The following is a 21,226-nucleotide window of genomic DNA, read 5'->3' on the forward strand; positions in this document are numbered from 1 at the left end:
TGAAGGCTTAGGGCTTGGGCTTCGACTGCTGTGCCCGCTCGTAGAGCCAGCGCAGCAACGGACCGAAGCAGGCCTGCGCTGAGAAATGGGTACTTGTGTAGCGCCGGGCCGCTTCACCCAGCGCGGCGCGCTGCTGCGGCTGCAACAGCAGAGTTCGGCAGGCCTCGGCAAAGGCCTGCGGCTCATCGGCCAGAAGAAAGGCGGTGCCGGCCCCGTCCAAGATGCCGCGCGCTCCTTCGGCCGTGGTGACCAGGGGCAGGCCGTGGCCCATGGCTTCCACGCTCTTGATCTTGAGCCCGGCCCCCCAGCGGACCGGGTTGATGGCCACATCCATGCCGGCCCAGGCCTGCTTGAAATCGGCAACAAAACCATGGCGCTGGAAGGCTTTGAATTCGGGGCGCCAGCGCTCGCTGAGCCAGCCGTAGAGATGCATTTGCAAGCCTTCGACCTGGCCTTCGAGCAAAGGCCAGACCCGGTCGGCAAACCAGTCCAGACCATGGAGATTGGCGGCCCAGTCACTGCCCACCAAGCCGAGGTGCCGGCGCTCGGCCTGCAGCGGCAGGGCAGCGAACTGCACTGGATGCGGGGCAAGCAGTGCGATTTCGCCCAAGCGCGCCTGCACCAGACCGTGGTCCTCGGCCTGGATCAGGAGCACCCGCTCGTATCGCGAAAGCAGAGCCATTTCCTGCTCGAAACTGAGGGTGGTGTGCACGGCCACCGACTGACTGCGGCGTGACTCGGCCGCGCGGCTTTCCAGATCATGGGTATCCAGCACAGCGGCCACACCGGCCGGCAGGAACTCGCGCAAGCCATGCAGGGCCAGGCGCTGGAAGATGCAGGCGTCAAAGTCTTGAGCGGCACACAGGCTGACCAAGGCCTCACGTTCACTGGCCTCATTGACCGGCCCCTGGATGCCATAGACCGCTGCCTGCACGCGCAGACGGCGCAGCAGACTCAATTCGTCGGCGTGAAGCGCGCCCAGGTAGAGCAGGCTCAGCTGGCAATGAGCGCCCAGCACCCAAACCAGGGCCAGCACGCGGGTGCGCTCACCGGCGCCCATGCGCCAGAACGGGATTCGTGTGAGCAGCAGAACACGCGGCTTCATCGGCAGGGCTCCGGCTGCAAGGGCGGCTCGCAAGCAAGCAGGGCCTCGCATTGCTGCACCACCGCAGCCACGCTGTCCTGCTGCCGGTAGTCGCGATGTTCATGGGCAAAGGCCTGGGCCGCCGTCCGGTAGCGCGCCGAGTCGAGCATCTGGCGCAGGAGGCGCGGCAGATGCTCGGTCTGATCCACCAACAGCGCTTCAGAAACCCCCAGCGACTGGAGCCGCCGCGCCGCCATCCATTGCTCGGTCTGCATGGGCAGAAGCAGCAGAGGCTTGCCGGCCAGCAGCATGGCGGCCGTGGTGCCTGCGCCGCCGTGGCTGAGTGCCAGATCGCAGCTGCGACTGAGCGCATCCATGGCCAAGGGCTCAGCGCTGAGCTGCATGCGCCCGCCGCTGAATTGCGCCAAGGTCTTGCGCGAGGCGCCAGGCACATGCGCCAGCACCGAAGCCGGCAATTCTTGCAAGGCTCGAAGCACTTGCTCCAAAGGCGCGTAGCCCGGTTTCAGGTAGGCAAAGATGCGCGGGCCGGGGCCATCGGGCCAGCGCGGCTCTTGCCCCTGTCCGAGCTGGAAGATCGGCCCCAAGTAATGCGGTGCGGGCGCCGGCGCCGCGGAACGCTGTGGGTAGTGATCCAGTTCTGCAAAGCTGCACAAGGCCTGCGCATCACAGTGCAGCAGGTCGGCAAAGGCCGTGAGTGCCGGTGCATGCAAGGCGGCAAGCACGTGGTTGGCGGTGGCCAAGGCATGGGCCTCGGAATCTTGCAGACGAGCGTTAGGCTGCGGCTGCCACCAAGCAAAGGGCGGCAGCGGCTGACAGGGGGGCGGCAGGCAAAAACCGTCGCCGAAATTCAGACGCGGCAGGCCCAGCCCCCGGGTGGCGAGCAGGGCGGTCGGTGCGTGATCGAGCACCAGCAGATCGGGTTGGATCAGGGCCAGAAGATGGCGCCAGGCCCGACAGATACCGGTGAGGGCGCGCGGATTGAGAAAGCCGAAAGGCATCAGCAACTCGGGGTAGCTGATCGGACTGGGCAGCTGGGTCAGGCGTCCCAACCACAGCGGCGCTTGCAGGGCCGGCACATCATGCGGGCTCAGCAGGGCCTCAGCGCCGAGCAGATCACGGAGCACGAAGACCGGCCGGTGACCCCGTTCGCGCAGGGCCAGGGCCACGGGCAACAGGCGTGACAGATGACCGTAGTCACCTCCGAGCTCCCAGGCAAAAACAATCGTGGCCATATGACGGTGGCACCCGGCAGCGGAGCCGCGGGCACAGTTTCAAAGTTCAGCAAGAGAAGCGGCGCCCGCAGGCGCCGCCAATGAATCACCCGATCCGCGAGTGCCGCGCAGGCTGCACTCCCGTCAGGTCGTACAGACCGATCAGGCCTGGCTCGCGCCCTTGCGACGGCGCGTCGTGGCTGCCACTCCGGCCAGGCTCAGGCCCAGCAGAGCCAAGGTATCCGGCTCCGGGACGGATGCCGTCGGGCTGATGTTGAAGTTGCTCGGATTGCCCCAACCAAATGGGTCACCGGAGCGCGCCGTGGCCGAACCCGAACCGCCATTGTTGCAACCCTCGAATGCCGGCACAAAGTCGCCCTTGGCCGCAAGCGTCGGGCAATCGCCGTAACCGCCACCGCCGCTCTGCAGCTCACCGGAAACCGTGGCGACGATGTCGTAGTCCAGGGTGAAGCTCTCGCCCACGCCGATCATGCCCATGCTGACATTGAACACCGCGTTGTTGGCGTACTCGCTGCCGCAGCTCATATAGCTGGCGAGGCTGCCCAGGTCATCGCTGGCGCAGGTGCTGGTGCCATCGACGGCCTGGGTGCGCGTCGTGTGATCGCGGGCCACGGCCACGCCGTTCTTGCTCACCTGCAGCAGCAGATCCGCAAAGCCCAGACCGGTGCCGCCGATGCCCAGTTCGCCGCTGTCCACATGGAAGGCGAAGTTGAAGAGCTGGGCCACACCGGTGGTGTTGGTGAAAGTGCGGCTGTAACGGGTGCTGGTCGAGGCCGAGAAGCTGCCGTTGCCGGTCACCCGGGCACCGAAATAGCTGGTTGCACCTGCATCGCCATAGGTGTGGAAGAACACCGAACCGTCGGCCGTGTAGTCGTTGAGATAGAAGTCGGCGCCGGTGGCCGTGGTGCTGGGCGGGTTGGTGACCATGCCGTCCACGCTGCTGCCACTGCTGGGGAGGGCGTAATCGGCAGTCAGGCGGATCTGGCCGTCGGTCATATTGCCGACCACCACCGGTGCCGCCATGGCGAAGCCGGACAACAAGGCCAGCACGCCGGCGCTGACATGCTTGAGTTGGAAGTTGCTGTGTTTCATCGGGAGATCTCCGTTGTTTTCAGAATGTGACTTAGTTCACAAATCCAAACATGCAAGATCCACGCCATGCGCAGCAAGCTCAACAGACATCAGGCCCGGGAGTCCAACATGCCGGTGAACGCCAAGTTTTCCGACACTGATGTTTACCCTAGAATCCAAAACCGGCCGCCAGCAGGACTTCAGCTGAGAGCGCGATGCCGCGCCAGCGGCGGGTTCTTGGCGAAGTAACGGGCGATGCCGGTGGCCAAGGCCTCGACCAGCTTGGACTGGTAGTCGGTGTCGCGCAGTTGCGCTTCTTCCTCGGGGTTGGAGATGAAGGCCGTCTCCACCAGGATGGAGGGCACATCGGGCGCCTTGAGCACGGCAAAACCGGCCTGCTCGACCCGACGCTTGTGCAAAGTGCCGACGCGGCCGATCTGGCCCAGCACCTCGCTGCCGAGCTTGAGGCTGTCCTTGATTTGGGCCGTGGTGCTCATGTCCAACATGGCCTTGAGCACGCTGGCATCTTTGACCGCGGCATTGACCCCGCCGACCAGATCGGCGGCGTTTTCGCGGCTGGCCATCCATTTGGCGGCCTGGCTGCTGGCCGCACCGTCGCTGAGCGCGAACACCGAGGCACCGCGCGCCTTGGGCGTGAAGAAGGCGTCGGCATGGATGGACACGAACAGGTCGGCCTGCACCCGGCGGGCCTTCTGCACCCGCTGCTGCAAGGGCACGAAGTAGTCGCCTTCGCGCGTCAACAGCACCCGCATATTGGGGTTGCGGTTGAGCCGGTCGCGCAGCTGCTGGGCAATCGCCAGCACCACATCTTTCTCGCGCAGGCCGCTGGGGCCGATGGCACCGGGATCTTCGCCGCCATGCCCTGGGTCCAGGGCAATCACGATCAAGCGATCGAGTTTGGCCTGCGAGGGCTCGGACGGCGCCGCCACCGGAAGCGTCGGCGCCGGCGCGGGTGTGTTCTGCGCCTGCGGCGCGGACGCCGAGCTGGCGCCAGGTTTGGCCGAGGTCTGGGCATTCAGACTGGGCTTGTCGAGCTTGGCAATCAGATCACCGAGCGCATCCTGCACCGACTGCGCCGCCTCTTGCTCGGCCTGGACCTTGTCCTTGATCAGGGCCAGCAGAGGATCGACCGCCACCTTGGGGTAGAGATCAAACACCAAGCGATGCTGGTAGGCCGCCACCGGCGCCAAGGTGAAGATCTGCGGCGCCACCGGCTGCTTGAGGTCCAGCACGATGCGCACCACGCGCGGCGTGTTCTGGCCGACGCGCACGCCGGCGATGAAGGGGTCATCGGCCTTGACCTTGCCCAGCAGGCCGCGCAGATTGGGGCTCAGCTCCAGGCCGTCGACATCGATGACCAGGCGATCGGGGGCCTCCACGAGAAAATGCGTCGCGGCCAGTGACCGGTCAGACTCCAGCGTCACCCGGGTGTAGGCCTCGGCCGGCCAGACCCGCACGGCGACGATATTGCTGCCGGCATGGGCGGCCGCAGCCGCACCCGCGGGCAGGGCGCGCAAGATCAGGACCAGGCTGCCCATGGCGCGCAGCGCCTGGCGCCGTTCGGCGAAGCCGGGCTTCACGAAGCCTGCTCCAGCTGCTGCAGCAAGACCTGACCCCGGGCTGTGCCGGCGCGCAGCTCGACCTGGCGGCTGTCGTCGTCCTGTGCCTCGATCCAGACTTGCAGATCGGCCGTCGGCAGCATGCCCTCGGCCTTCTCCGGCCATTCGCTGAGCTTGAGCCCGGGCGCGCTGAAGATGTCGCGAAAGCCGGCGTCCTCCCACTCGCGCGGGTCGCTGAAACGGTAGAAATCGAAATGGCTGACGAGGCCGGCCGAACCCCAGTCGGCCAGGTCATAGGACTCCAGAACCGCGTAGCTAGGGCTCTTGATGCGCCCGGCGACGCCCAAGGCGCGCAGCAGATGGCGCACCAAGCTGGTCTTGCCGGCGCCGAGGCTGCCATGCAGCTCCAGGCTGGCGTCAAGCAGGGTCGGGCAGAGCGCCAGGCGCTCCGCGAAAGCCTGGGTGGCGGCCTCATCGGGCCAGCGCAAAGAGCGAGTTTCTAGAATGCGCAAATGACGCAGGCTCCACAACAATCGAACAAGGATGACAAGTCAGCGGACTTTGACGCAGCGACCGTGATGGCCGATCTGCAGCGCTGGGCTCATGAGCTGGGATTCTCACAGATCGGCGTGGCCGATATCGACCTGCACAGTGCCGAAGCGGGCTTGCTGGCCTGGTTGCAGGCCGGCTTTCACGGCTCCATGCACTATATGCAAAGCCACGGCCTCAAACGGGCCCGGCCGGCCGAGCTGGTGCCGGGCACGCTGCGCGTGCTGAGTCTGCGCATGGATTACCTGCCGCAAGACAGTGCTCCCGACTGGCAAGCCGTGGAATGGCAGCGTTTGAGCGATCCGCAGCGCGCCCAGGTCTCGCTGTATGCCCGTGGACGCGACTATCACAAGGTGCTGCGCGCTCGCCTGCAACAGCTGGCCACGCGACTGAGCGACGCCGTCGGGCCTTTGGGTTACCGCGTCTTCACCGACTCCGCGCCGGTGCTCGAGGTGGAGCTGGCGGCGCGCTCCGGCATCGGCTGGCGTGGCAAACACACCTTGACCCTGCACCGGGACGTGGGCTCGATGTTCTTTCTCGGCGAGATCTACATCGACCTGCCGCTGCCGCTCAGCGAACCGGTCACGGCGCATTGCGGCCAGTGCACGGCTTGCCTGGACGCCTGCCCGACCGGCGCCATCGTTGCACCCTACCGCGTCGATGCGCGGCGCTGCATTTCCTACCTGACCATCGAGCATGAGGGCGCCATCCCGCTCGAACTGCGGCCCATGATTGGCAACCGCCTCTATGGCTGTGACGATTGCCAACTGATCTGCCCCTGGAACAAGTTCGCCCAAAAGTCCCGCCTGGCCGATTTCGACGCCCGGCCGGCCATGGCGCGCGGCGATCTGCTCGCGTTCTGGAGCTGGGACGAAACCCAGTTCCTGCGTCAGACCGAAGGATCGGCCATGCGCCGCATCGGCCATGCGCGCTGGCAACGCAATCTGGCCGTGGTCTCGGGCAATGCTCTGCGCCACAGGGAATGGCCCGAGCTGCGCGCCGTGCTGCAGACCCTGCGGCCGGCGGCCAGCGAGCTGCTGGCGGAGCATCTCGACTGGGCGCTGGCGCAAGCGCCTGCCCTGCCTACACCCAGCGCAGCACCACCAGCCACAGCGGCAGACTGAGCATGCCCAGCAGGGTGGACAAGGTCACCAGGCCGGCCACAAAAGGCCCATTGCCGCCCATGCGCACGGCCAGCACATAGGCGCTGGAGGCGGTGGGCAGGGCGGTGAACAAGAGCAGCGTGGCGCGCTGCGGCGCCGGCAGCTGCAAGGCCAGAGCCAGGCCGAGCCCGACCAGAGGCAAGGCCAGATGGCGAATGCCCAGCAAAGCGGCTGCCAGGCCCGGCGCCTCACGCAGTGCGCCGAAACGCAGACCCGCACCGACCGCCATCAGGCCCAGGGGCAGGGCGGCCAGGCCGATGCGGTGCAGGGTCAGGGCGGCGGGCTCGGGCAGTTTGAGACCCAGCAAATTACCCGTCAGGCCGGCCAAGGTGGCCAGGATCAAGGGATTGCGTGCGAGTTCGCGCAAATAACCGTGTCCCCCGTGTCGGGCCAAGGGCCAAACGGCGGCGATATTGCAGATTGGCACACACAGCGCGATCAGCAGCGCCACCCAGGCCACCCCTTGTGCGCCGTGCAGGCGTTCGGCCAGGGCCAGGGCGATGAAGGAATTGAAGCGAAAGGCAGTCTGCGCGCCCGAGGCATGGAAACGGGCATCGACGCCGGGCAGGGCGCGCAGGCTGTAGGCCAGCAGCACGCCGATCACGCAGCTGAGCACGCCGCCGAGGGCCAGGTCGGCGGTGGCACCCGGCTGCAAAGGTGTGCGCAGGATGGAATTGAACAGCAGCACCGGGAACAGCAGGTAGTAGACCAGGCGCTCGGCGGCCTCCCAGACCGGGCGGTCCAGGCCGCTGTAGCGGCACAGCAGGAAGCCGCAAAGGATGAGCAGGAAATCGGGCAGCAGCAGCAGCAAGACATCGGGCATGGCCCGCAGTGTGCCAGGGGGCCGGCCACCCTGCTGCGCGCAGCCGAACGGCCGGGGGCGTTCGGCGCTACCGCTCAGCGCGCCACTGCCTGCGCCGCCCGAAGCGCTTGATGCGGGTATCGTTAGACCTATGTTCAGACTTCCGCGACGCCCTATGCCTGCAGCCTTCACCACGCGCTCAGCCCTTTCCACCCCGGCGTCCTCGCGGCGCCAGTGGCTGTTACGAGCCAGCGCTGTAGCCGCCACCGCCTGGATGTCCGGCCCGGTGCTGGCTTTCAAATACGAAGACCAGGAATTCGAGGACAAGATCCAGCTGGCCGGCAGCGCCTTGCTGCTGAACGGCGTGGGCAAGCGGGCGGTGTCCATCTTGCGCGGCTATGTGGCCGGGCTGTACTTGAGCCGCAAGTCCACCACGCCGGACGCTGTCTACGCCGCCAGCGGCCCGAAGCGGGTGCAGATCCGCATGCTGCTCGAGGTTGGCGCCGAGGAGTTCGTCAAGGCCGTCAACAAAGGTGTAGGCCGCAATTGCAGCGAGGCCGAGAAAGAAGCACTGAGCACGCGCCTGCCCCTGTTCACGCAGAACCTGCAGTCGGTCGGCAAGGTGCGCAAGAACGACCTGATCAATATCGACTACCTGCCCGAACAAGGCACGGTGCTCTACGTCAACGGCAAGCAATGGGGTCAGGCCGTGCCCGGCAACGACCTCTACACCGCCTTCCTGAAGGTGTTTCTCGGCGACAAGCCGGTGGACAAGCGGCTCAAGGCGGGCTTGCTGGGCGAGGCCACCAGCTGAGCTACGTAGAAATGCGTGCTTGAGGTTCCCTCGCTCGGGCTAGGATGGTGAAAAATCACCTCCTGGAGACCGGAATGAAGCAGATCAATCGTCGCAGCGCCATCCGTTTGAGTGCCGCCGCAGCCGCCTGTCTGGCCCTGGGGCCAGTGGCAGCGCAGACGCCTTATCCGAGCGCGAAGCCGGTGCGCCTGATCGTGCCTTTCGCCCCGGGAGGCACCACCGACATCATTGCCCGCGTCATGGCCGAGAAGGTCAATCAGGCCCTGGGTCAGAACATGCTGGTCGAGAACAAGGCCGGCGGCGGCGGCTCGGTGGGGGCCAACGAAATCTCCAAGGCCACGCCCGATGGCTACACCCTGGGCGTGGCAACGGTATCGACCACGGCGGCCAACCCGGCCATCAACCCCAAGATTCCGTACAACCCGATCAGCGACTTCACGCCCATCATCAATATGGCGGCCACGCCCAATGTGATCGCCGTGCACCCGAGCTTTCCGGCGCGCGATTACAAAGGTTTTGTGGCCGAGCTCAAGAAGAACCCCGGCAAGCACAGCTTTGCCAGCTCGGGCACCGGCGGCATCGGCCACCTGCAGATGGAGCTGTACAAAAACCTGGCCGGCGTCTTCGTGCTGCACATTCCCTACCGCGGTGCCGGCCCGGCCTTGAACGACACCGTGGCCGGCCAGGTGCCGATGATTTTCGACAACCTGCCTTCGGCGCTGCCCTTCATCAAGGACGGCCGCCTGATCCCCATCGTCGTGGCGGCGCCGCAGCGCTTGGCCGTGCTGCCCAATGTGCCGACCTTCAAGGAAGTCGGGCTGGAACCGGTCAATCGCATGGCCTACTACGGCGTGCACGGCCCCAAGAACCTGCCCAAGGACATCGTCGCCAAGGTGCATGATGCGGTCAAGAAGACGCTGGAGCTGCCGGACGTCAAGAAGCGCATCGAGGACACCGGCTCCCTGATCATCGCCAACACCCCGGAACAGTTTGCCGCCCAGATCAGTGCCGAATTTGATGTCTACAAAAAGGTCGTCGAGCAGCAAAAGCTCAAGCTCGACTGAAGCAGGAGGCGGCGAGGCCGCGACGAGCTCGCCAGGGCAGCGCGCGGCCGAGCTGGCCAGCCAGCAGGCGATCGATGCCTTCGTCGAAACACTCTGGCTGGAAGACGGCCTGGCCGGCAATTCGCTGCAGGCCTACCGCCGCGACCTGAACCTGCTGGCCCAGTGGCTGGCCAGCCAGGTGCAGCGTCCGCTCGACGCCTGCAGCGAGGCCGATCTGCAAAGCTACGCCATGGCCCGCCATGCCGGTAGCAAGACCAGCAGCGCCAACCGTCGCCTGAGCGTCTTCAAGCGCTATTTCCGCTGGGCCTTGCGCGAGCAGCGCCTCAGGCAAGACCCGACCCTCAAGCTGGCCAATGCCAAGGCACCGCTGCGCGTGCCCAAGCTGCTCAGCCAGGCCCAGGTCGAGTCCTTGCTGCAAGCGCCCGATGTTGGCAGCGAACTGGGCCTGCGCGACCGCGCCATGTTGGAGCTGATGTACGCCAGCGGCCTGCGCGTGACCGAGCTGGTGACGCTCAAAAGCGTGCATGTGGGCTTCAAGGAGGCCGTGCTGCGCATCACCGGCAAAGGCAGCAAGGAGCGCCTCGTGCCCTTTGGCGAAGAGGCGCACAGCTGGCTTCTGCGCTATTTGCAGGAGGCCCGGCCGCAGTTGCTCAAGGGTCAGGCCTGTGACGCCTTGTTCGTGACCGTGCGCGGCGAGGGCATGACACGGCAGATGTTCTGGACTCTGGTCAAGAAGTACGCGCTGCAAGCCGGCATCCTGAGCCCCATGTCACCGCACACGTTGCGCCATGCCTTCGCCACCCATTTGCTCAACCATGGCGCCGATCTGCGCGTGGTGCAGCTGCTGCTGGGCCACGCCGACCTGTCGACCACCCAGATCTACACCCATGTGGCGCGCGAGCGCCTGAAGCTGATCCACGCCCAGCACCATCCACGCGCCTGAGCGGGGAAACCAAACGCCTCAACGTGCCACCGGCAAAGGCGAGGGCGGTTTGATCTCTTCCAGGCAGATCATGGAGCGGATGTCGGCAACGCCGCGGATCTGCATCAGGCGGTCGGTCAGAAACTGCGACAGCGACTTGAGGTCACTGGCCACGACCTTGAGCAGGTAGTCGCAGTCGCCCGAGACGGTGTGGCATTCCAGGATCTCGGGGAAGTCGCGAATCAGGCCCTCGATCTCGCGAACGCGGTCAAAAGCCTCGCCGTCGATATTGAGGCTGACGAAGGCGGTGACGCCCAGGCCCAGACTCTGCGGCGCCACCAGGGCGCGGTAGCCGCGCAGCACGCCGCGTTCCTCCAGGGCTTTGACGCGCCGGAAGCACTGCGGCGGCGACAGATGAACCTGGGCCGCCAGCTCCACATTGGAGGCCCGGCCGTCGCGCTGCAGGGCCTCGATCAGACGGCGGTCGATAGCGTCGAGTTTCGCGTCGAGTTTGGCACCCGGCTTGGTGGCGGCGTCGGTCATGGCGGGCTCATGTGGAGGATTGGCGGGCTTTCGCAGCTCAAGTTTGGTCCCGCAGTTCGACGAGCGCGCGACAATTGCGGTCATGGATCATAGTTTTCTCTCCGCCTTCATCCTGCTCTTGCTGGTGCTGGACCCGCTCGGCAGTTTGCCCATCTTCATCGGCATCATGCGCGAGGTTCCCAAGGAGCGGCGCGCTCGCGTTGCCACCCGCGAGGTGGGGCTGGCCGCCATCGTGCTATTGGCCTTCATGTTTTTCGGGGACAGCTTTTTGCGGGTGATGCACCTGTCCGAGCGCTCGCTTGAGGTGGCCGGCGGCGTGATCCTGCTGATCATCGCCATCAAGATGATTTTCGGCAGCGCCGGCGAATCGGCCTACGGCCTGGAACCGGGCAAGGAGCCCTTCATCTTTCCGCTGGCCGTCCCCTTGCTGGCCGGCCCCTCGGCCATGGCCACGGTGCTGCTGCTGGCTTCGCGCCAGCCCGAGCGCATCTGGGACTGGATCGGCGCCCTGTGTGCGGCCATGTGGGTCTCGGGCCTGACCCTGCTGATGGCCGACCGCATCCGCCGCCTGCTCGGCGATTCGGTGATCTCGGCAATCGAGAAGCTGATGGGCCTCGTGCTCACTGCCATCGCAGTGGAGATGTGTCTGGCCGGCCTGAAACGTTACTTCATCGGCGGCTTGTAAGCAGAGCTGAGAGGGGGACGGAGCGCCGGGCTTGCGCTGTTTTCTGCCAAGCACAGACGCTTTTCTTCGTTCAAACCCTTAGGAGCAAACCCTAGAGTTGCGACTCCAAAAACGGTGCGGTCGGCGTGAGTCACGCTGACTGACACCCGACATGCCAGCCGCCGCGGCACTCAGTTGCGGCCGGACTGGCGGACGTCAGCAACCGAGGGAAATTGCTCCATCATGAAGTCTCCGAACCTGTTCCGCAGCAGGCCAGCGCCTCTGGCCTTGGCCCTGTTTCTGGCCTATGGCCTGCCTCATGCCGCCGCTCTGGCCCAAACTCCAGTCGCCAGCACCGACTCCTTGCCCCAGGTGCAAGTGACCGGCTCGCGCATCTCGCGTGCCCAGGCCGAGGGCCCGGCCGCCGTCACGGTGCTCAAGTCCGAGGACATCACCCGCCTAGGTTTCAAGAACGTCGCCGATGCGCTCGCCTCCCTGACCGAGAACACCGGCTTCACCCAGGGTGAAGACTTCGGCAACACCTTCACTCCGGCAGCCAATGCCATCAGCCTGCGCGGCTTGGGCCCCAACCACACGCTGACCCTGGTCAACGGCCGCCGCGTGGCGGACTACCCGACGGCCTACGAGGGTTCGGTCAACTTCGTCAACACGGCCAACATCCCAGCCGCGCTGATCGACCGCATCGAAGTGCTGAACGGCGGCGCCTCGGCCATCTATGGCTCGGACGCGATCGCCGGGGTGATCAACATCATTCTGAAGAAGCATGCCGACGGCACGCAGTTCAACTTCAAGCTGGGCGGCACCCAGCGCGGCGGCGGCGAGAATGCCCGCGCCCAGCTGACCGGCGGCCTGGAATCGGGCACGCTGAGTCTGGTCTATGCCGTGGAGCTCAGCAAGCGCCAGCCGATCTGGAGCCGCCAGCGTGAGTTCATGGCCGACACCACATTGACCGGCTCCGCGCCGACCGTGATCTTTGGCCGCAAGGATGCCAAGAACAACAAGTACATCACGCCGGACGCGGGCGCTTGCGAAAGCGCGGCGGGGCTGTTCGACGGCTCGGTCAAGTCCTTCACGACCGCCAAATCGGGCAGCTACTGCGGCAGCGGCCGCGGTTCGCCGAGCTTCTGGACCACCCAGACGGGCAACCGGAGCCAGAACTTCGCCGGCCTGCTGAGCTATGGCTTGAACGCACACACCGAGCTCTACGCCGAGGCCCTGCTCGGTTTCACCAGCACCGAGAACAACACACGCGGCCCGAGCTGGACCTCGCTGAGCGCCAGCAATGGTTACTTCGTCAATGCCAACACCGGCAAGCTGGAAACCTGGAGCCGCCGCTTCGCACCGGAGGAAATCGGCGGCGCCGAAGCCTTCAACCGCGAATGGAAAGACCGTGCCCACAATCTGGTGCTGGGTGTGCGTGGCGATCTGCAAGGCACGAGCTGGAGCTATGACCTGGGCTTGAACAGCTCGGGCTACAAGAGCAAGCTGAACCGGCCGCGCCTGCTGGCCACGGTGGACACCTTCTTTCTCGGTGCCCAGCAAGGCGTGAATGCCGATGGCGTGCTGATTTACAAGCCCGACAGCGCGCGCCTGTTCAAGGCCCTGACGCCGGCCGAGTACGCCAGCATCTCGTCCAGCAACCAGGCCGACGACCGCGCCTGGACACGAAACCTCAGCGCCACCGCCAATGGCGAGGTGCTGCAACTGCCGGCGGGCCCGCTGCGCGCCGCGGTGCTGGCCGAGGTGGGCAGCCAGGGCTTTGAGAACAAGGCCGATCCGCGCCTGGGCCAAGGCCTGTTCTACGCCACCAGCGAGGTGGCCAATGTCAGCGGCGATCGCACGCGCTGGGCGCTGGGCACCGAGCTGAACGCCCCCCTGACCCGCGAAATCACGGGCACGCTGGCGGGCCGCTACGACAGCTACAAGTTTGCCGGTCGCGACACCAGCGCCTTCACCTACAACGCCGGCCTGGAGTTCCGTCCCAGCAAGGAACTGCTGGTGCGCGCCCAGCATGCGACCAGCTTCCGCGCCCCGGACATGAGCTACATCTTCACGGCCGAGAGTCGCGGCTATTACGCCTCGGCCAACGACTATTACCGCTGCGCACTGGCGGGCCAGGCGCTGGACAAATGCGAGTTCGCGGGCATTCAGCCGAACTATGTCAAAAACGGTTCCAAGGACCTGAAGAGCGAGAAGGGCAAGTCCTGGGGCCTGGGCCTGGTCTGGTCGCCTAGCAGCGAGTTCGATGCCTCGCTGGACCTGTGGAAGATCTCGATCAGCGATCTGGTCACCGACCTCAGCTCCGACAAAATCCTGCGCGACGAGGCCGATTGCCGCACTGGTTTGCAGAACATCAGCAGCCCGACCTGCGTGGACGCGATTGCCCGGGTGCGCCGCAACCCGGCTGACGCGGTGCTGCGGCCGGGGGAGATCAAGGAGATCGTGGTCAACCCGATCAACGCGGCGGTGCAAAGCACCTACGGCTTCGACATCAGCAGCCGCTACAGCCTGAAGACGGCCACGGCCGGCAACTTTGTCTTCTCGGCCAAGTACACCCAGGTGCAGAGCTACAAGTACGCGCAGTTCGACGGCGATGAGGCGAGCAACCAGGTCGGCACCCGCAATTTCAGCGACTGGCCCAACAAGCTGATCACCAGCGTGAGCTGGCGTTACGGTGCATTCAACACCACCCTGGCCGGCCTGCGCAACGGCAAGATCGTCAGCGGTGACAGCAAGGGTTGGATCTCGCCGAAGTGGTCGTTCAACGCCAGCAGCAGCTATGAGCTGAACAAGAGCAGCAGCGTGACCCTGATCGTCAACAACCTGGCCAACAGCGTGCGCAAGGATGACAGCGGCGGCTGGCCCTACTACCCGGTGGGCTACTACCTCCCGCATGGCCGCCAGTTCTGGGTCGAGTTCAACCACGTGCTGGGCAAGTAAGCCTGGGCTGCACGCTGGGCTGGGCAGAGGGCCCATAGCCTGCGCTTCCCGCCTAGCCGGCCGCAAGCCTTCCGAGAGAGGCGAGCTTGCGGCCTTTTTCGTTCACGGCGGCTCCAAGGCGCTTTGCACGATGCGAAAAGTTGTTTTCACATCGTGAACTTTCTTCATGTTGCGCCGCCGCAAAATTTCTCATCATGGCGAAACACTTTTCACAATCAGAAATTTGCAAGTTAAGTTATTGATTTTATTGAACTAAAAATTAAGTCTTATATAAGACATAAGTGTTCCGCAGAGTGAGGCATGGGGCTAATCTTGAGTCCAACAAAGCTTCTTTGTTTGGCCACCCGGCCGCCGGACCTGAACTGATTCATTTCCTCTGTTTTCGCCTTCACTCACTTGCAGGAGCACACCATGAGCAACGCCACCCGTGAACAGCAGATCGCCGCCCTTGAGAAGGACTGGGCCGAGAACCCACGTTGGAAGGGCATCACCCGCGGCTACAGCGCTGCCGATGTGGTGCGCCTGCGCGGCTCCCTGGCCATCGAGCACACCCTGGCCAAGCGCGGTGCCGAGAAGCTCTGGGGCCTGGTCAACACCGAGCCCTTCGTCAACTCCCTGGGCGCCCTGACCGGCAACCAGGCCATGCAGCAGGTCAAGGCCGGCCTCAAGGCCATCTACCTGTCTGGCTGGCAAGTCGCCGGCGACGCCAACAGCAATGGCGAGATGTACCCCGACCAGTCGCTGTACTCGGTGGACTCGGTGCCCAAGGTGGTCAAGAAGATCAACGCCACCTTTGCCCGTGCCGACCAGATCCAGTGGAGCGAAGGCAAGAACGACATCGATTACTTCGCCCCCATCGTGGCCGATGCCGAAGCCGGCTTCGGCGGCGTGCTGAACGCCTTCGAGCTGATGAAGGCCATGATCGAAGCCGGCGCCGCCGGTGTCCACTTCGAAGACCAGCTGGCCGCCGCCAAGAAGTGCGGCCATATGGGCGGCAAGGTGCTGGTGCCGACCCGCGAGGCCGTGTCCAAGCTGGTCGCGGCCCGCCTGGCTGCCGACGTGATGGGCACGCCGACCGTGCTGCTGGCACGCACCGACGCCGAAGCCGGTGACCTGGTGACCAGCGACATCGACGACAACGACAAGCCCTTCTGCACTGGCGAGCGCACCGTCGAAGGCTTCTTCCGTACCAACAACGGCATCGAGCAAGCCATCAGCCGCGGCCTGGCTTATGCGCCCTACGCCGACATGATCTGGTGCGAAACCGGCAAGCCCGACCTGGCTTTCGCCAAGCAGTTCGCCGACGCCATCCATGCCAAGTTCCCGGGCAAACTGCTTGCCTACAACTGCTCGCCTTCCTTCAACTGGAAGAAGAACCTGGACGACGCCACGATTGCCAAATTCCAGCGTGAACTCGGTGCCATGGGTTACAAGTTCCAGTTCATCACACTGGCCGGTTTCCACAGCCTGAACTACAGCATGTTCAACCTGGCCTACGGCTACGCTCGCAACAATATGAGCGCTTTCGTGGAGTTGCAGGAAGCCGAGTTCGCGGCTGCCGAGCGTGGCTTCACCGCCGTCAAGCATCAGCGCGAAGTCGGCACCGGCTATTTCGATGCCGTCACCACCACCATCGAGCGCGAGGCCTCGACCGCTGCGCTCAAGGGTTCTACCGAAGACGAACAGTTCTTCGAAGCAAAGCACGGCTGATCCCCCCGATTTCGCCCTGTCTTGCAGGCCCGGTCTCCCACGAGGAGGCCGGGCCTTTTTGTGCTCAATCGGCCGGGAATATGGCTGACTGCTAGCGGCACAAAGCAGCCGAATACAAAAGGCAACCACGGAGGCACAGAGGCACAAAGAAATACAAAGCCGAATTGGTTTTTGCTCTGTGCCTCCGTGCCTCTGTGGTTGCAATTGAATTTCCGCTTCGTGCCGCAAGCGGGCCACCAACGGCCGGACGTAGGTGCTTGCCTGAGTATTCAGAGAGAAGAAGCCAGCATCGCCAGATAGTCTTCACGGGTGGCCAAGCGAGGGTTGCTGCGGTGGCAGTGGTCGGCCATCGCTCCCGTCACCGCGCGTTCAAACATCGACGGGTCTACACCCAACTCGGCCAATCCGGCCGGTAAGCCCAATCTTTGATTGAGGCTCTGTACGGCCTCGGCCAGGGTGTGGCCCGCGGGGTCGCAATGCCCCAGTCCCATGGCCTCGGCCATGCGAAGCAAGCGCCATTCCGCCTGCATGCTGGGCGCGCTGGCATTGAAGCGCAGCACGGCGGGCAGCAGCACGGCATTGAGTGTGCCGTGGTGCAGGCTCGCATCCAGGTTCGCCAGGGCGTGGCTCAGCGAATGCACGCAACCGAGCCCCTTCTGCAAAGCCAAGCCGCCCTGCAGGCTGCAGCTCATCATGTGCCAGCGCGCTTCGCGATCCAGACCGTTGCGGCAGGCGCGCTCCAGGTGGCTCCAGCCGCGCCGCAGGCCGTCGAGAGCGATGCCATCAGCGGGCGGGTTGACGGCGGCTGACATGAAGGTTTCCATGCAGTGGGCGATCGCGTCCATGCCAGTGGCGGCCGTCAGGTCCGGCGGCAGGCTCAAGGTGAGCTCGGGGTCACACAGTGCGGCTCGCGGCATCAACTCAGCACTGTGAAAGCCCAGTTTGCGCCCGTCTGCGACTACCAAGATGGCACCCCGCGCCACCTCGCTGCCCGTGCCTGCGGTCGTCGGCACGGCAATCACCGGGGCCGTCGCCTTGCTGATGGACAGGCTGCCACCTTCGAGGGTGGCGAAGGCCTTGAGCGGACCGGGATGGGTGGCGGCGATCGCCACACCTTTGGCCAGGTCCATGCAGGCCCCACCACCGACAGCGATCAGACCGTCGCAGAAATGCGCCCGATAGACCTCCACCGCGCGCAGCACGGCCGCCTCATCGGGGTTGGGCGGGGTCTTTGCAAACACCGGCGGTGGGTGCGCGCCCCAGGCCGCCAGGGCCAGTGCCAAACCACCGGCGGCGCGCACGCCGGCATCGCTGATGACCAGGGGCCGCAAGATGCCGCAGCGCTGGCATTCCTGCGGCAACAAGGCCACCGCACCGTACTCAAGGTGGATCTGCGTCAGGTACTGGATCAGGGGCATGGCCAGCCTTGCTCTCGACTCAGCGGGGTTCGCTGCGGGCAAGTGTCGACCGCCTAGCTGCCAGCAGGCTTCACCTTTTGCCAACAGTCCGGCAAAAAGTTTGTGCGCTCTTCGCTCGCGCAACCCATAAAGTCGAAGGGTCTTTCTCCGAACACCAAGAGCTGCCAGCTCCCACGGGGGCGCCCAGCGCTCCTGAGTTCCTCCGTTTGTTGTCTAAGGAGTCTGAAGGTATGAAGCTGAACCTCGCGCAACGCATCGTTGCGTCCAATGTGACCCTGCTGACCTTGTTCCTGCTCATCCTGGCCAGTGTGATGTGGATGATGAGCCGCATGGACGATGTCAATGATGAGATCGTCGAGAACAATCTGCCGCAGTTGACGGCGCTCTCCGCGCTCAACGACTCGATCAACGGTCGCGGCATCGCCCTGCGCAATCTGGGCCTGCAGGCTGACGACAAACGCGATGACGAACTGGCCACCTTGGCAAAGCTGCGCGAGCAAGGGACTGCAGCCATGAAGGCATTGGAGGCGGAGTTCATTCCTGGACATGCGAGCGCAGACGAAATCGCCCAGATCAAATCCATCCTTGAGAAAAATCTGGCATCGCGCGTTCTGGTGGACGAACTGAGCGCCTTGATCAGGGCCGGAAAAAAGGAGGAGTTCGTGACGCTGCTGTACAGCCGCTACGACCGCCTGGAAGACGAGATCCTGGCCCAGATCGACACCCTGTCCAGTGCGATGGAAAAGTCTGCAACCGCCGATGGGCGCAGCGCTGCCCAGGCCTATGATCAGGCCCGTATGACGGCCATGGCCGGCTTCGTGCTGGCAGTGCTGTCGGCCTCGGGCCTGGGCTACACCTTGCGACGCTTTGTGATCCAACGCCTGGGTGCCGACCCCACCGATCTGGCCGAGATCGCACAGCGCATCGCCTCCGGCGATCTGCGTGCCCTGCAACATCGGGGCGTCATCTTTCATGGCAGCGTGGTCCATGCCATGGCCACCATGCAGCAATCGCTGGCCGGCTTGGTGCGAGCCGTCGGCACGAATGTGATCTCGATGGCGCATGCGAGCGAGGAAATCGCCCATGCCAGTCATGATCTGAGCACCCGCACCGAGCAGCAAGCGGCCAATCTGGAGCAGGTGGCCGCCACCGCTCAGGAGCTCAACAGCAGTGTGCAGCGCACCTCGACCTCAGCGCATGAGGCGCACCAGCTGTCCACAGCGACCAGCCAGGCCGCCGATGCCGGTGGCACCGCCGTGGGCAAGGTGGTGAGCACCATGGAACAGATTCAAGCCTCCTCGCGCCAGATTGGCGAGATCAGCGCGGTGATCGATGGCATCGCTTTTCAGACCAACATCCTGGCCCTCAATGCGGCGGTGGAAGCGGCCCGCGCTGGCGAACAAGGGCGTGGCTTCGCCGTGGTCGCCAGCGAGGTGCGCAGCCTGGCCCAGCGCAGTGCCGAAGCATCCAAGCAGATCGGTGCTTTGATTACGCGTTCCACCGAGGCGGTGAACGACGGCGCTGGCTTGGTGGACAAGGCACGCCAAACCATGGAGGACTTGCGCGGTTCGGTCCAGCAAGTTCAGCACATGATCAGCGACATCTCACGCGCCACCCAGGACCAGGCGACCAGCTTGGGAGAGGTCTCACAAGCGATCCGCCAGCTCGACGAGATGACCCAGCAGAATGCTGCCATGGTGGAAGAGACCACTGCCTCTTCGGACAATCTACGCAGCATGGGTGCCGAGCTGAAATCCCATGTGGAACGATTCCAGGTCTGAGCCAGCAAGGAGCCGCACGCATGCAGCCTCATCTTTTCCATACAAGCCCAGCCGCCGGCAGTCATATGTCGCCTTATGCCCTCCATGCTGCGGCGAGCCGTGGCCTTCTGCTGATCTTGTTGCTGGCCATCGCTGCTCCTTCAGCTTTGGCCGGCCGCCCCCTGTCCAGCGATGACGCGGCCACTGCCCCGGCCGGCAGCTGCCAGCTGGAAGGCTGGGGCGAGAAAGCCGGCAGCAGCCGGGCCTGGGTGCTGGCCCCAGCCTGCGGCCTGACCGAGGGCCTGGAATTGGGTGGCGACTACAGCCGACCCCAACCGCGCGATGAAATCCGCGGCGAAGCCAGCATCGCACTCAAATGGGCGCCCGCGAGTTGGCAGCTGCCCACCGCCATCGGCCAGCTGAACTTCGGTCTGAAGGCCGGCCTGAGCTTTGATCGACCGGTGAGCAGCGGCTGGCGGCGCAGCGCCAGCGGCCTGCTGGGCCTGGCCACCTTGACGCTCAGCGAAGAAGCGGCCTTTCATCTCAACCTCGGTCACCACAAGGAACGCTTGAGCGGGCAGGGGGGCACAGTCCTCAATCTTGCGGGCGTTTGGATGCCTGATCCGCGCGGGCTTTTGTTCGCAGAGATTCAGACCAACGACCGCCCCGCCTTGCTGGGCGCCACGGTGCGCACCGTCGGCGGCCTCTGGTGGTTGAGCCCCGACAAGCTGGGCCTGAGCATCACGGCAAGTCGCCAGAATGGCAGTTCGCAGACCTTGTGGACGGCCGGTTTTGGCTGGTATGGCCTGGAGTTTTGAGACCAACATCGCCAGGGCTGCGAAAATACCGGGTTAACCCCGGGAGCCCTTGTTGAGCCGCACCACCTTGTTGACACCGCGCATGGCCGGTGTGCTGGAGAGAATCCACCGCGTCAAGCGCCCGGCCTTCCACAGCCTGAGCCCCAAGCAGGCGCGCATCGCCTACCTCATGGGCGCCGAGATTCTGGACCTGCCGCGCGCGCCGGTGGCTCGGGTGGAGAACCTGCAAGTGCCCGGTGCCGAGGGCCCGCTGGCCGCGCGCTTGTATGCACCGCAGACTGCCCATGAGGCCAGGCTGCCTGTCCTGCTCTATCTGCACGGCGGCGGCTTCACCATCGGCAGCATCGACACCCATGACAGCCTGTGCCGCCAACTGGCCTTGCGCAGCGGCGTGGCCGTGCTGTCCCTGAACTACCGGCTGGCACCCGAGCACCGATTTCCAGCGGCCGTGGACGACTGCTGGGCCGTGATGCGCTGGTTGGCCGAGAACGCCGCCAGCCTGGGTCTGGACGGGAGCCGTCTGGCCGTAGGCGGCGACAGCGCCGGCGGCACGCTGGCGGCGGTCTGTGCCCTGCATGCGCGCGACATCAGCCTGCCGCTGGCCCTGCAGCTGCTGATCACGCCGGGCACCACGGCCCATGCCGACACCGCCTCGCACAAGCTCTTCGCCAACGGCTTTCTGCTCGACGCCGCCTCGATCGCCTGGTTCTTCGACCACTACATCGAGCATGGGCACCGGCGCGACTGGCGCTTCGCGCCGCTGGAGGCGCCCGATCACAGCGATCTCGCGCCGGCCTGCGTCTTGCTGGCCGAATGCGACCCGCTGGTGGACGAGGGCATCGCCTATGCCGATCTGTTGCGCGCCAACGGCGGGCAGGTGCAGCTGGAGCTGTATCGCGGCGTCACCCACGATTTCATCAAGATGGGGCGTACCATCCCCGAGGCCTTGACCGCCCTTGACGCCTGCGCCCTGGCCCTGCGCCAAGCACTGCAGCCCTGAATCAACGCACCACAGCCCCAAAGCCCTACAGCACCGCTGCGCTCCGCACC

The 21,226-nt window shown here is 65.1% G+C and carries 18 protein-coding genes; 10 read left to right on the forward strand and 8 right to left on the reverse strand.

Annotated features, from left to right (window positions below; all coding sequences use genetic code 11):
* Positions 1-7 precede the first annotated feature (7 nt).
* From LNV23_RS13025 to tsaE, 5 genes are all read right to left on the reverse strand, one after another.
* Positions 8-1,105 (reverse strand): glycosyltransferase family 4 protein, encoded by a 1,098-nt coding sequence (locus LNV23_RS13025; protein ID WP_263563370.1) that lies wholly within the window; start codon positions 1,103-1,105, stop codon positions 8-10.
* Positions 1,102-2,337: a glycosyltransferase gene (locus LNV23_RS13030; protein ID WP_263563371.1), complete on the reverse strand. Its 1,236-nt coding sequence runs from the start codon at positions 2,335-2,337 to the stop codon at positions 1,102-1,104. The genes LNV23_RS13025 and LNV23_RS13030 overlap by 4 nt, the downstream gene beginning before the upstream one ends.
* Positions 2,338-2,478: 141 nt before the next feature.
* Positions 2,479-3,429: a PEP-CTERM sorting domain-containing protein gene (locus LNV23_RS13035; protein ID WP_263563372.1), complete on the reverse strand. Its 951-nt coding sequence runs from the start codon at positions 3,427-3,429 to the stop codon at positions 2,479-2,481.
* A gap of 179 nt (positions 3,430-3,608) precedes the next feature.
* Positions 3,609-4,967 (reverse strand): N-acetylmuramoyl-L-alanine amidase, encoded by a 1,359-nt coding sequence (locus tag LNV23_RS13040; RefSeq protein ID WP_263563540.1) that lies wholly within the window; start codon positions 4,965-4,967, stop codon positions 3,609-3,611.
* 38 nt (positions 4,968-5,005) lie between these two features.
* Positions 5,006-5,500, reverse strand: a complete 495-nt coding sequence (gene tsaE, locus LNV23_RS13045) for a tRNA (adenosine(37)-N6)-threonylcarbamoyltransferase complex ATPase subunit type 1 TsaE (protein ID WP_263563373.1) — start codon at positions 5,498-5,500, stop codon at positions 5,006-5,008.
* 66 nt (positions 5,501-5,566) lie between these two features.
* On the opposite strand from tsaE, the gene queG reads away from it, so the two are divergent.
* Positions 5,567-6,661, forward strand: a complete 1,095-nt coding sequence (gene queG / locus LNV23_RS13050; RefSeq protein ID WP_263563541.1) for a tRNA epoxyqueuosine(34) reductase QueG — start codon at positions 5,567-5,569, stop codon at positions 6,659-6,661.
* Here queG and LNV23_RS13055 read toward each other — a convergent pair.
* Entirely contained in the window at positions 6,621-7,523 is a 903-nt protein-coding gene (locus tag LNV23_RS13055) for an AEC family transporter (RefSeq protein ID WP_263563374.1), read from the reverse strand. The two genes, queG and LNV23_RS13055, sit on opposite strands and share 41 nt — an antisense overlap.
* A gap of 154 nt (positions 7,524-7,677) precedes the next feature.
* Between LNV23_RS13055 and LNV23_RS13060 the strand changes: the two genes are divergently transcribed.
* The 3 genes from LNV23_RS13060 to xerD all read left to right on the forward strand — a co-directional run bounded on the left by LNV23_RS13060 (position 7,678) and on the right by xerD (position 10,323).
* A complete protein-coding gene (locus tag LNV23_RS13060; RefSeq protein ID WP_263563375.1) occupies positions 7,678-8,316 on the forward strand; it encodes a chalcone isomerase family protein in 639 nt (212 codons plus the stop codon).
* A 74-nt stretch (positions 8,317-8,390) separates the two neighbouring features.
* Positions 8,391-9,380 carry a tripartite tricarboxylate transporter substrate binding protein BugE gene (locus LNV23_RS13065; protein ID WP_411910577.1) on the forward strand — a complete coding sequence of 330 codons (990 nt, stop codon included), beginning with the start codon at positions 8,391-8,393 and terminating at the stop codon, positions 9,378-9,380.
* Positions 9,334-10,323 (forward strand): site-specific tyrosine recombinase XerD, encoded by a 990-nt coding sequence (xerD, locus tag LNV23_RS13070; RefSeq protein WP_263563376.1) that lies wholly within the window; start codon positions 9,334-9,336, stop codon positions 10,321-10,323. The genes LNV23_RS13065 and xerD overlap by 47 nt, the downstream gene beginning before the upstream one ends.
* Positions 10,324-10,341: 18 nt before the next feature.
* On the opposite strand, the gene LNV23_RS13075 is transcribed toward xerD, so the two are convergent.
* Positions 10,342-10,845, reverse strand: a complete 504-nt coding sequence (locus tag LNV23_RS13075; protein ID WP_263563377.1) for an Lrp/AsnC family transcriptional regulator — start codon at positions 10,843-10,845, stop codon at positions 10,342-10,344.
* 82 nt (positions 10,846-10,927) lie between these two features.
* Here LNV23_RS13075 and LNV23_RS13080 point away from each other — a divergent pair, with 82 nt between their 5' ends.
* The 3 genes from LNV23_RS13080 to aceA all read left to right on the forward strand — a co-directional run bounded on the left by LNV23_RS13080 (position 10,928) and on the right by aceA (position 16,180).
* Entirely contained in the window at positions 10,928-11,530 is a 603-nt protein-coding gene (locus tag LNV23_RS13080; protein WP_263517201.1) for a MarC family protein, read from the forward strand.
* A gap of 222 nt (positions 11,531-11,752) precedes the next feature.
* The gene (locus LNV23_RS13085) at positions 11,753-14,470 is read left to right on the forward strand and encodes a TonB-dependent receptor plug domain-containing protein (protein WP_263563378.1); all 2,718 of its coding nucleotides are present in this window, start codon (positions 11,753-11,755) and stop codon (positions 14,468-14,470) included.
* Between the two features lie 411 nt (positions 14,471-14,881).
* A complete protein-coding gene (gene aceA / locus LNV23_RS13090) occupies positions 14,882-16,180 on the forward strand; it encodes an isocitrate lyase (RefSeq protein WP_263517204.1) in 1,299 nt (432 codons plus the stop codon).
* Between the two features lie 269 nt (positions 16,181-16,449).
* On the opposite strand, the gene gbd is transcribed toward aceA, so the two are convergent.
* On the reverse strand, positions 16,450-17,598 hold the full coding sequence (gene gbd, locus LNV23_RS13095) for a 4-hydroxybutyrate dehydrogenase (RefSeq protein WP_263563379.1): 1,149 nt from the start codon (positions 17,596-17,598) through the stop codon (positions 16,450-16,452).
* Between the two features lie 230 nt (positions 17,599-17,828).
* Here gbd and LNV23_RS13100 point away from each other — a divergent pair, with 230 nt between their 5' ends.
* The 3 genes from LNV23_RS13100 to LNV23_RS13110 all read left to right on the forward strand — a co-directional run bounded on the left by LNV23_RS13100 (position 17,829) and on the right by LNV23_RS13110 (position 21,176).
* Positions 17,829-19,379: a methyl-accepting chemotaxis protein gene (locus LNV23_RS13100; protein WP_263563380.1), complete on the forward strand. Its 1,551-nt coding sequence runs from the start codon at positions 17,829-17,831 to the stop codon at positions 19,377-19,379.
* A gap of 20 nt (positions 19,380-19,399) precedes the next feature.
* The gene (locus tag LNV23_RS13105; protein WP_263563381.1) at positions 19,400-20,176 is read left to right on the forward strand and encodes a PA4824 family protein; all 777 of its coding nucleotides are present in this window, start codon (positions 19,400-19,402) and stop codon (positions 20,174-20,176) included.
* A gap of 82 nt (positions 20,177-20,258) precedes the next feature.
* The gene (locus LNV23_RS13110; protein WP_263563543.1) at positions 20,259-21,176 is read left to right on the forward strand and encodes an alpha/beta hydrolase; all 918 of its coding nucleotides are present in this window, start codon (positions 20,259-20,261) and stop codon (positions 21,174-21,176) included.
* Positions 21,177-21,226: the final 50 nt, after the last annotated feature.

The sequence above is a fragment of the Kinneretia sp. DJ1R-11 genome, assembly GCF_025717595.1.
Taxonomy (GTDB): domain Bacteria; phylum Pseudomonadota; class Gammaproteobacteria; order Burkholderiales; family Burkholderiaceae_C; genus Paucibacter_A.

Bases quoted from the DNA above. Each gene is read 5' to 3' on its own strand.
- aceA (WP_263517204.1), top strand. From the start codon at position 14,882: ATGAGCAACGCCACCCGTGAACAGCAGATCGCCGCCCTTGAGAAGGAC.
- LNV23_RS13035 (WP_263563372.1), bottom strand. From the start codon at position 3,429: ATGAAACACAGCAACTTCCAACTCAAGCATGTCAGCGCCGGCGTGCTG.
- LNV23_RS13040 (WP_263563540.1), bottom strand. From the start codon at position 4,967: ATGGGCAGCCTGGTCCTGATCTTGCGCGCCCTGCCCGCGGGTGCGGCT.
- LNV23_RS13055 (WP_263563374.1), bottom strand. From the start codon at position 7,523: ATGCCCGATGTCTTGCTGCTGCTGCTGCCCGATTTCCTGCTCATCCTT.
- LNV23_RS13085 (WP_263563378.1), top strand. From the start codon at position 11,753: ATGAAGTCTCCGAACCTGTTCCGCAGCAGGCCAGCGCCTCTGGCCTTG.
- LNV23_RS13065 (WP_411910577.1), top strand. From the start codon at position 8,391: ATGAAGCAGATCAATCGTCGCAGCGCCATCCGTTTGAGTGCCGCCGCA.
- gbd (WP_263563379.1), bottom strand. From the start codon at position 17,598: ATGCCCCTGATCCAGTACCTGACGCAGATCCACCTTGAGTACGGTGCG.
- LNV23_RS13110 (WP_263563543.1), top strand. From the start codon at position 20,259: ATGGCCGGTGTGCTGGAGAGAATCCACCGCGTCAAGCGCCCGGCCTTC.
- LNV23_RS13105 (WP_263563381.1), top strand. From the start codon at position 19,400: ATGCAGCCTCATCTTTTCCATACAAGCCCAGCCGCCGGCAGTCATATG.
- LNV23_RS13060 (WP_263563375.1), top strand. From the start codon at position 7,678: ATGCCTGCAGCCTTCACCACGCGCTCAGCCCTTTCCACCCCGGCGTCC.
- LNV23_RS13080 (WP_263517201.1), top strand. From the start codon at position 10,928: ATGGATCATAGTTTTCTCTCCGCCTTCATCCTGCTCTTGCTGGTGCTG.
- queG (WP_263563541.1), top strand. From the start codon at position 5,567: ATGGCCGATCTGCAGCGCTGGGCTCATGAGCTGGGATTCTCACAGATC.
- xerD (WP_263563376.1), top strand. From the start codon at position 9,334: ATGTCTACAAAAAGGTCGTCGAGCAGCAAAAGCTCAAGCTCGACTGAA.
- LNV23_RS13100 (WP_263563380.1), top strand. From the start codon at position 17,829: ATGAAGCTGAACCTCGCGCAACGCATCGTTGCGTCCAATGTGACCCTG.
- LNV23_RS13030 (WP_263563371.1), bottom strand. From the start codon at position 2,337: ATGGCCACGATTGTTTTTGCCTGGGAGCTCGGAGGTGACTACGGTCAT.
- LNV23_RS13075 (WP_263563377.1), bottom strand. From the start codon at position 10,845: ATGACCGACGCCGCCACCAAGCCGGGTGCCAAACTCGACGCGAAACTC.
- LNV23_RS13025 (WP_263563370.1), bottom strand. From the start codon at position 1,105: ATGAAGCCGCGTGTTCTGCTGCTCACACGAATCCCGTTCTGGCGCATG.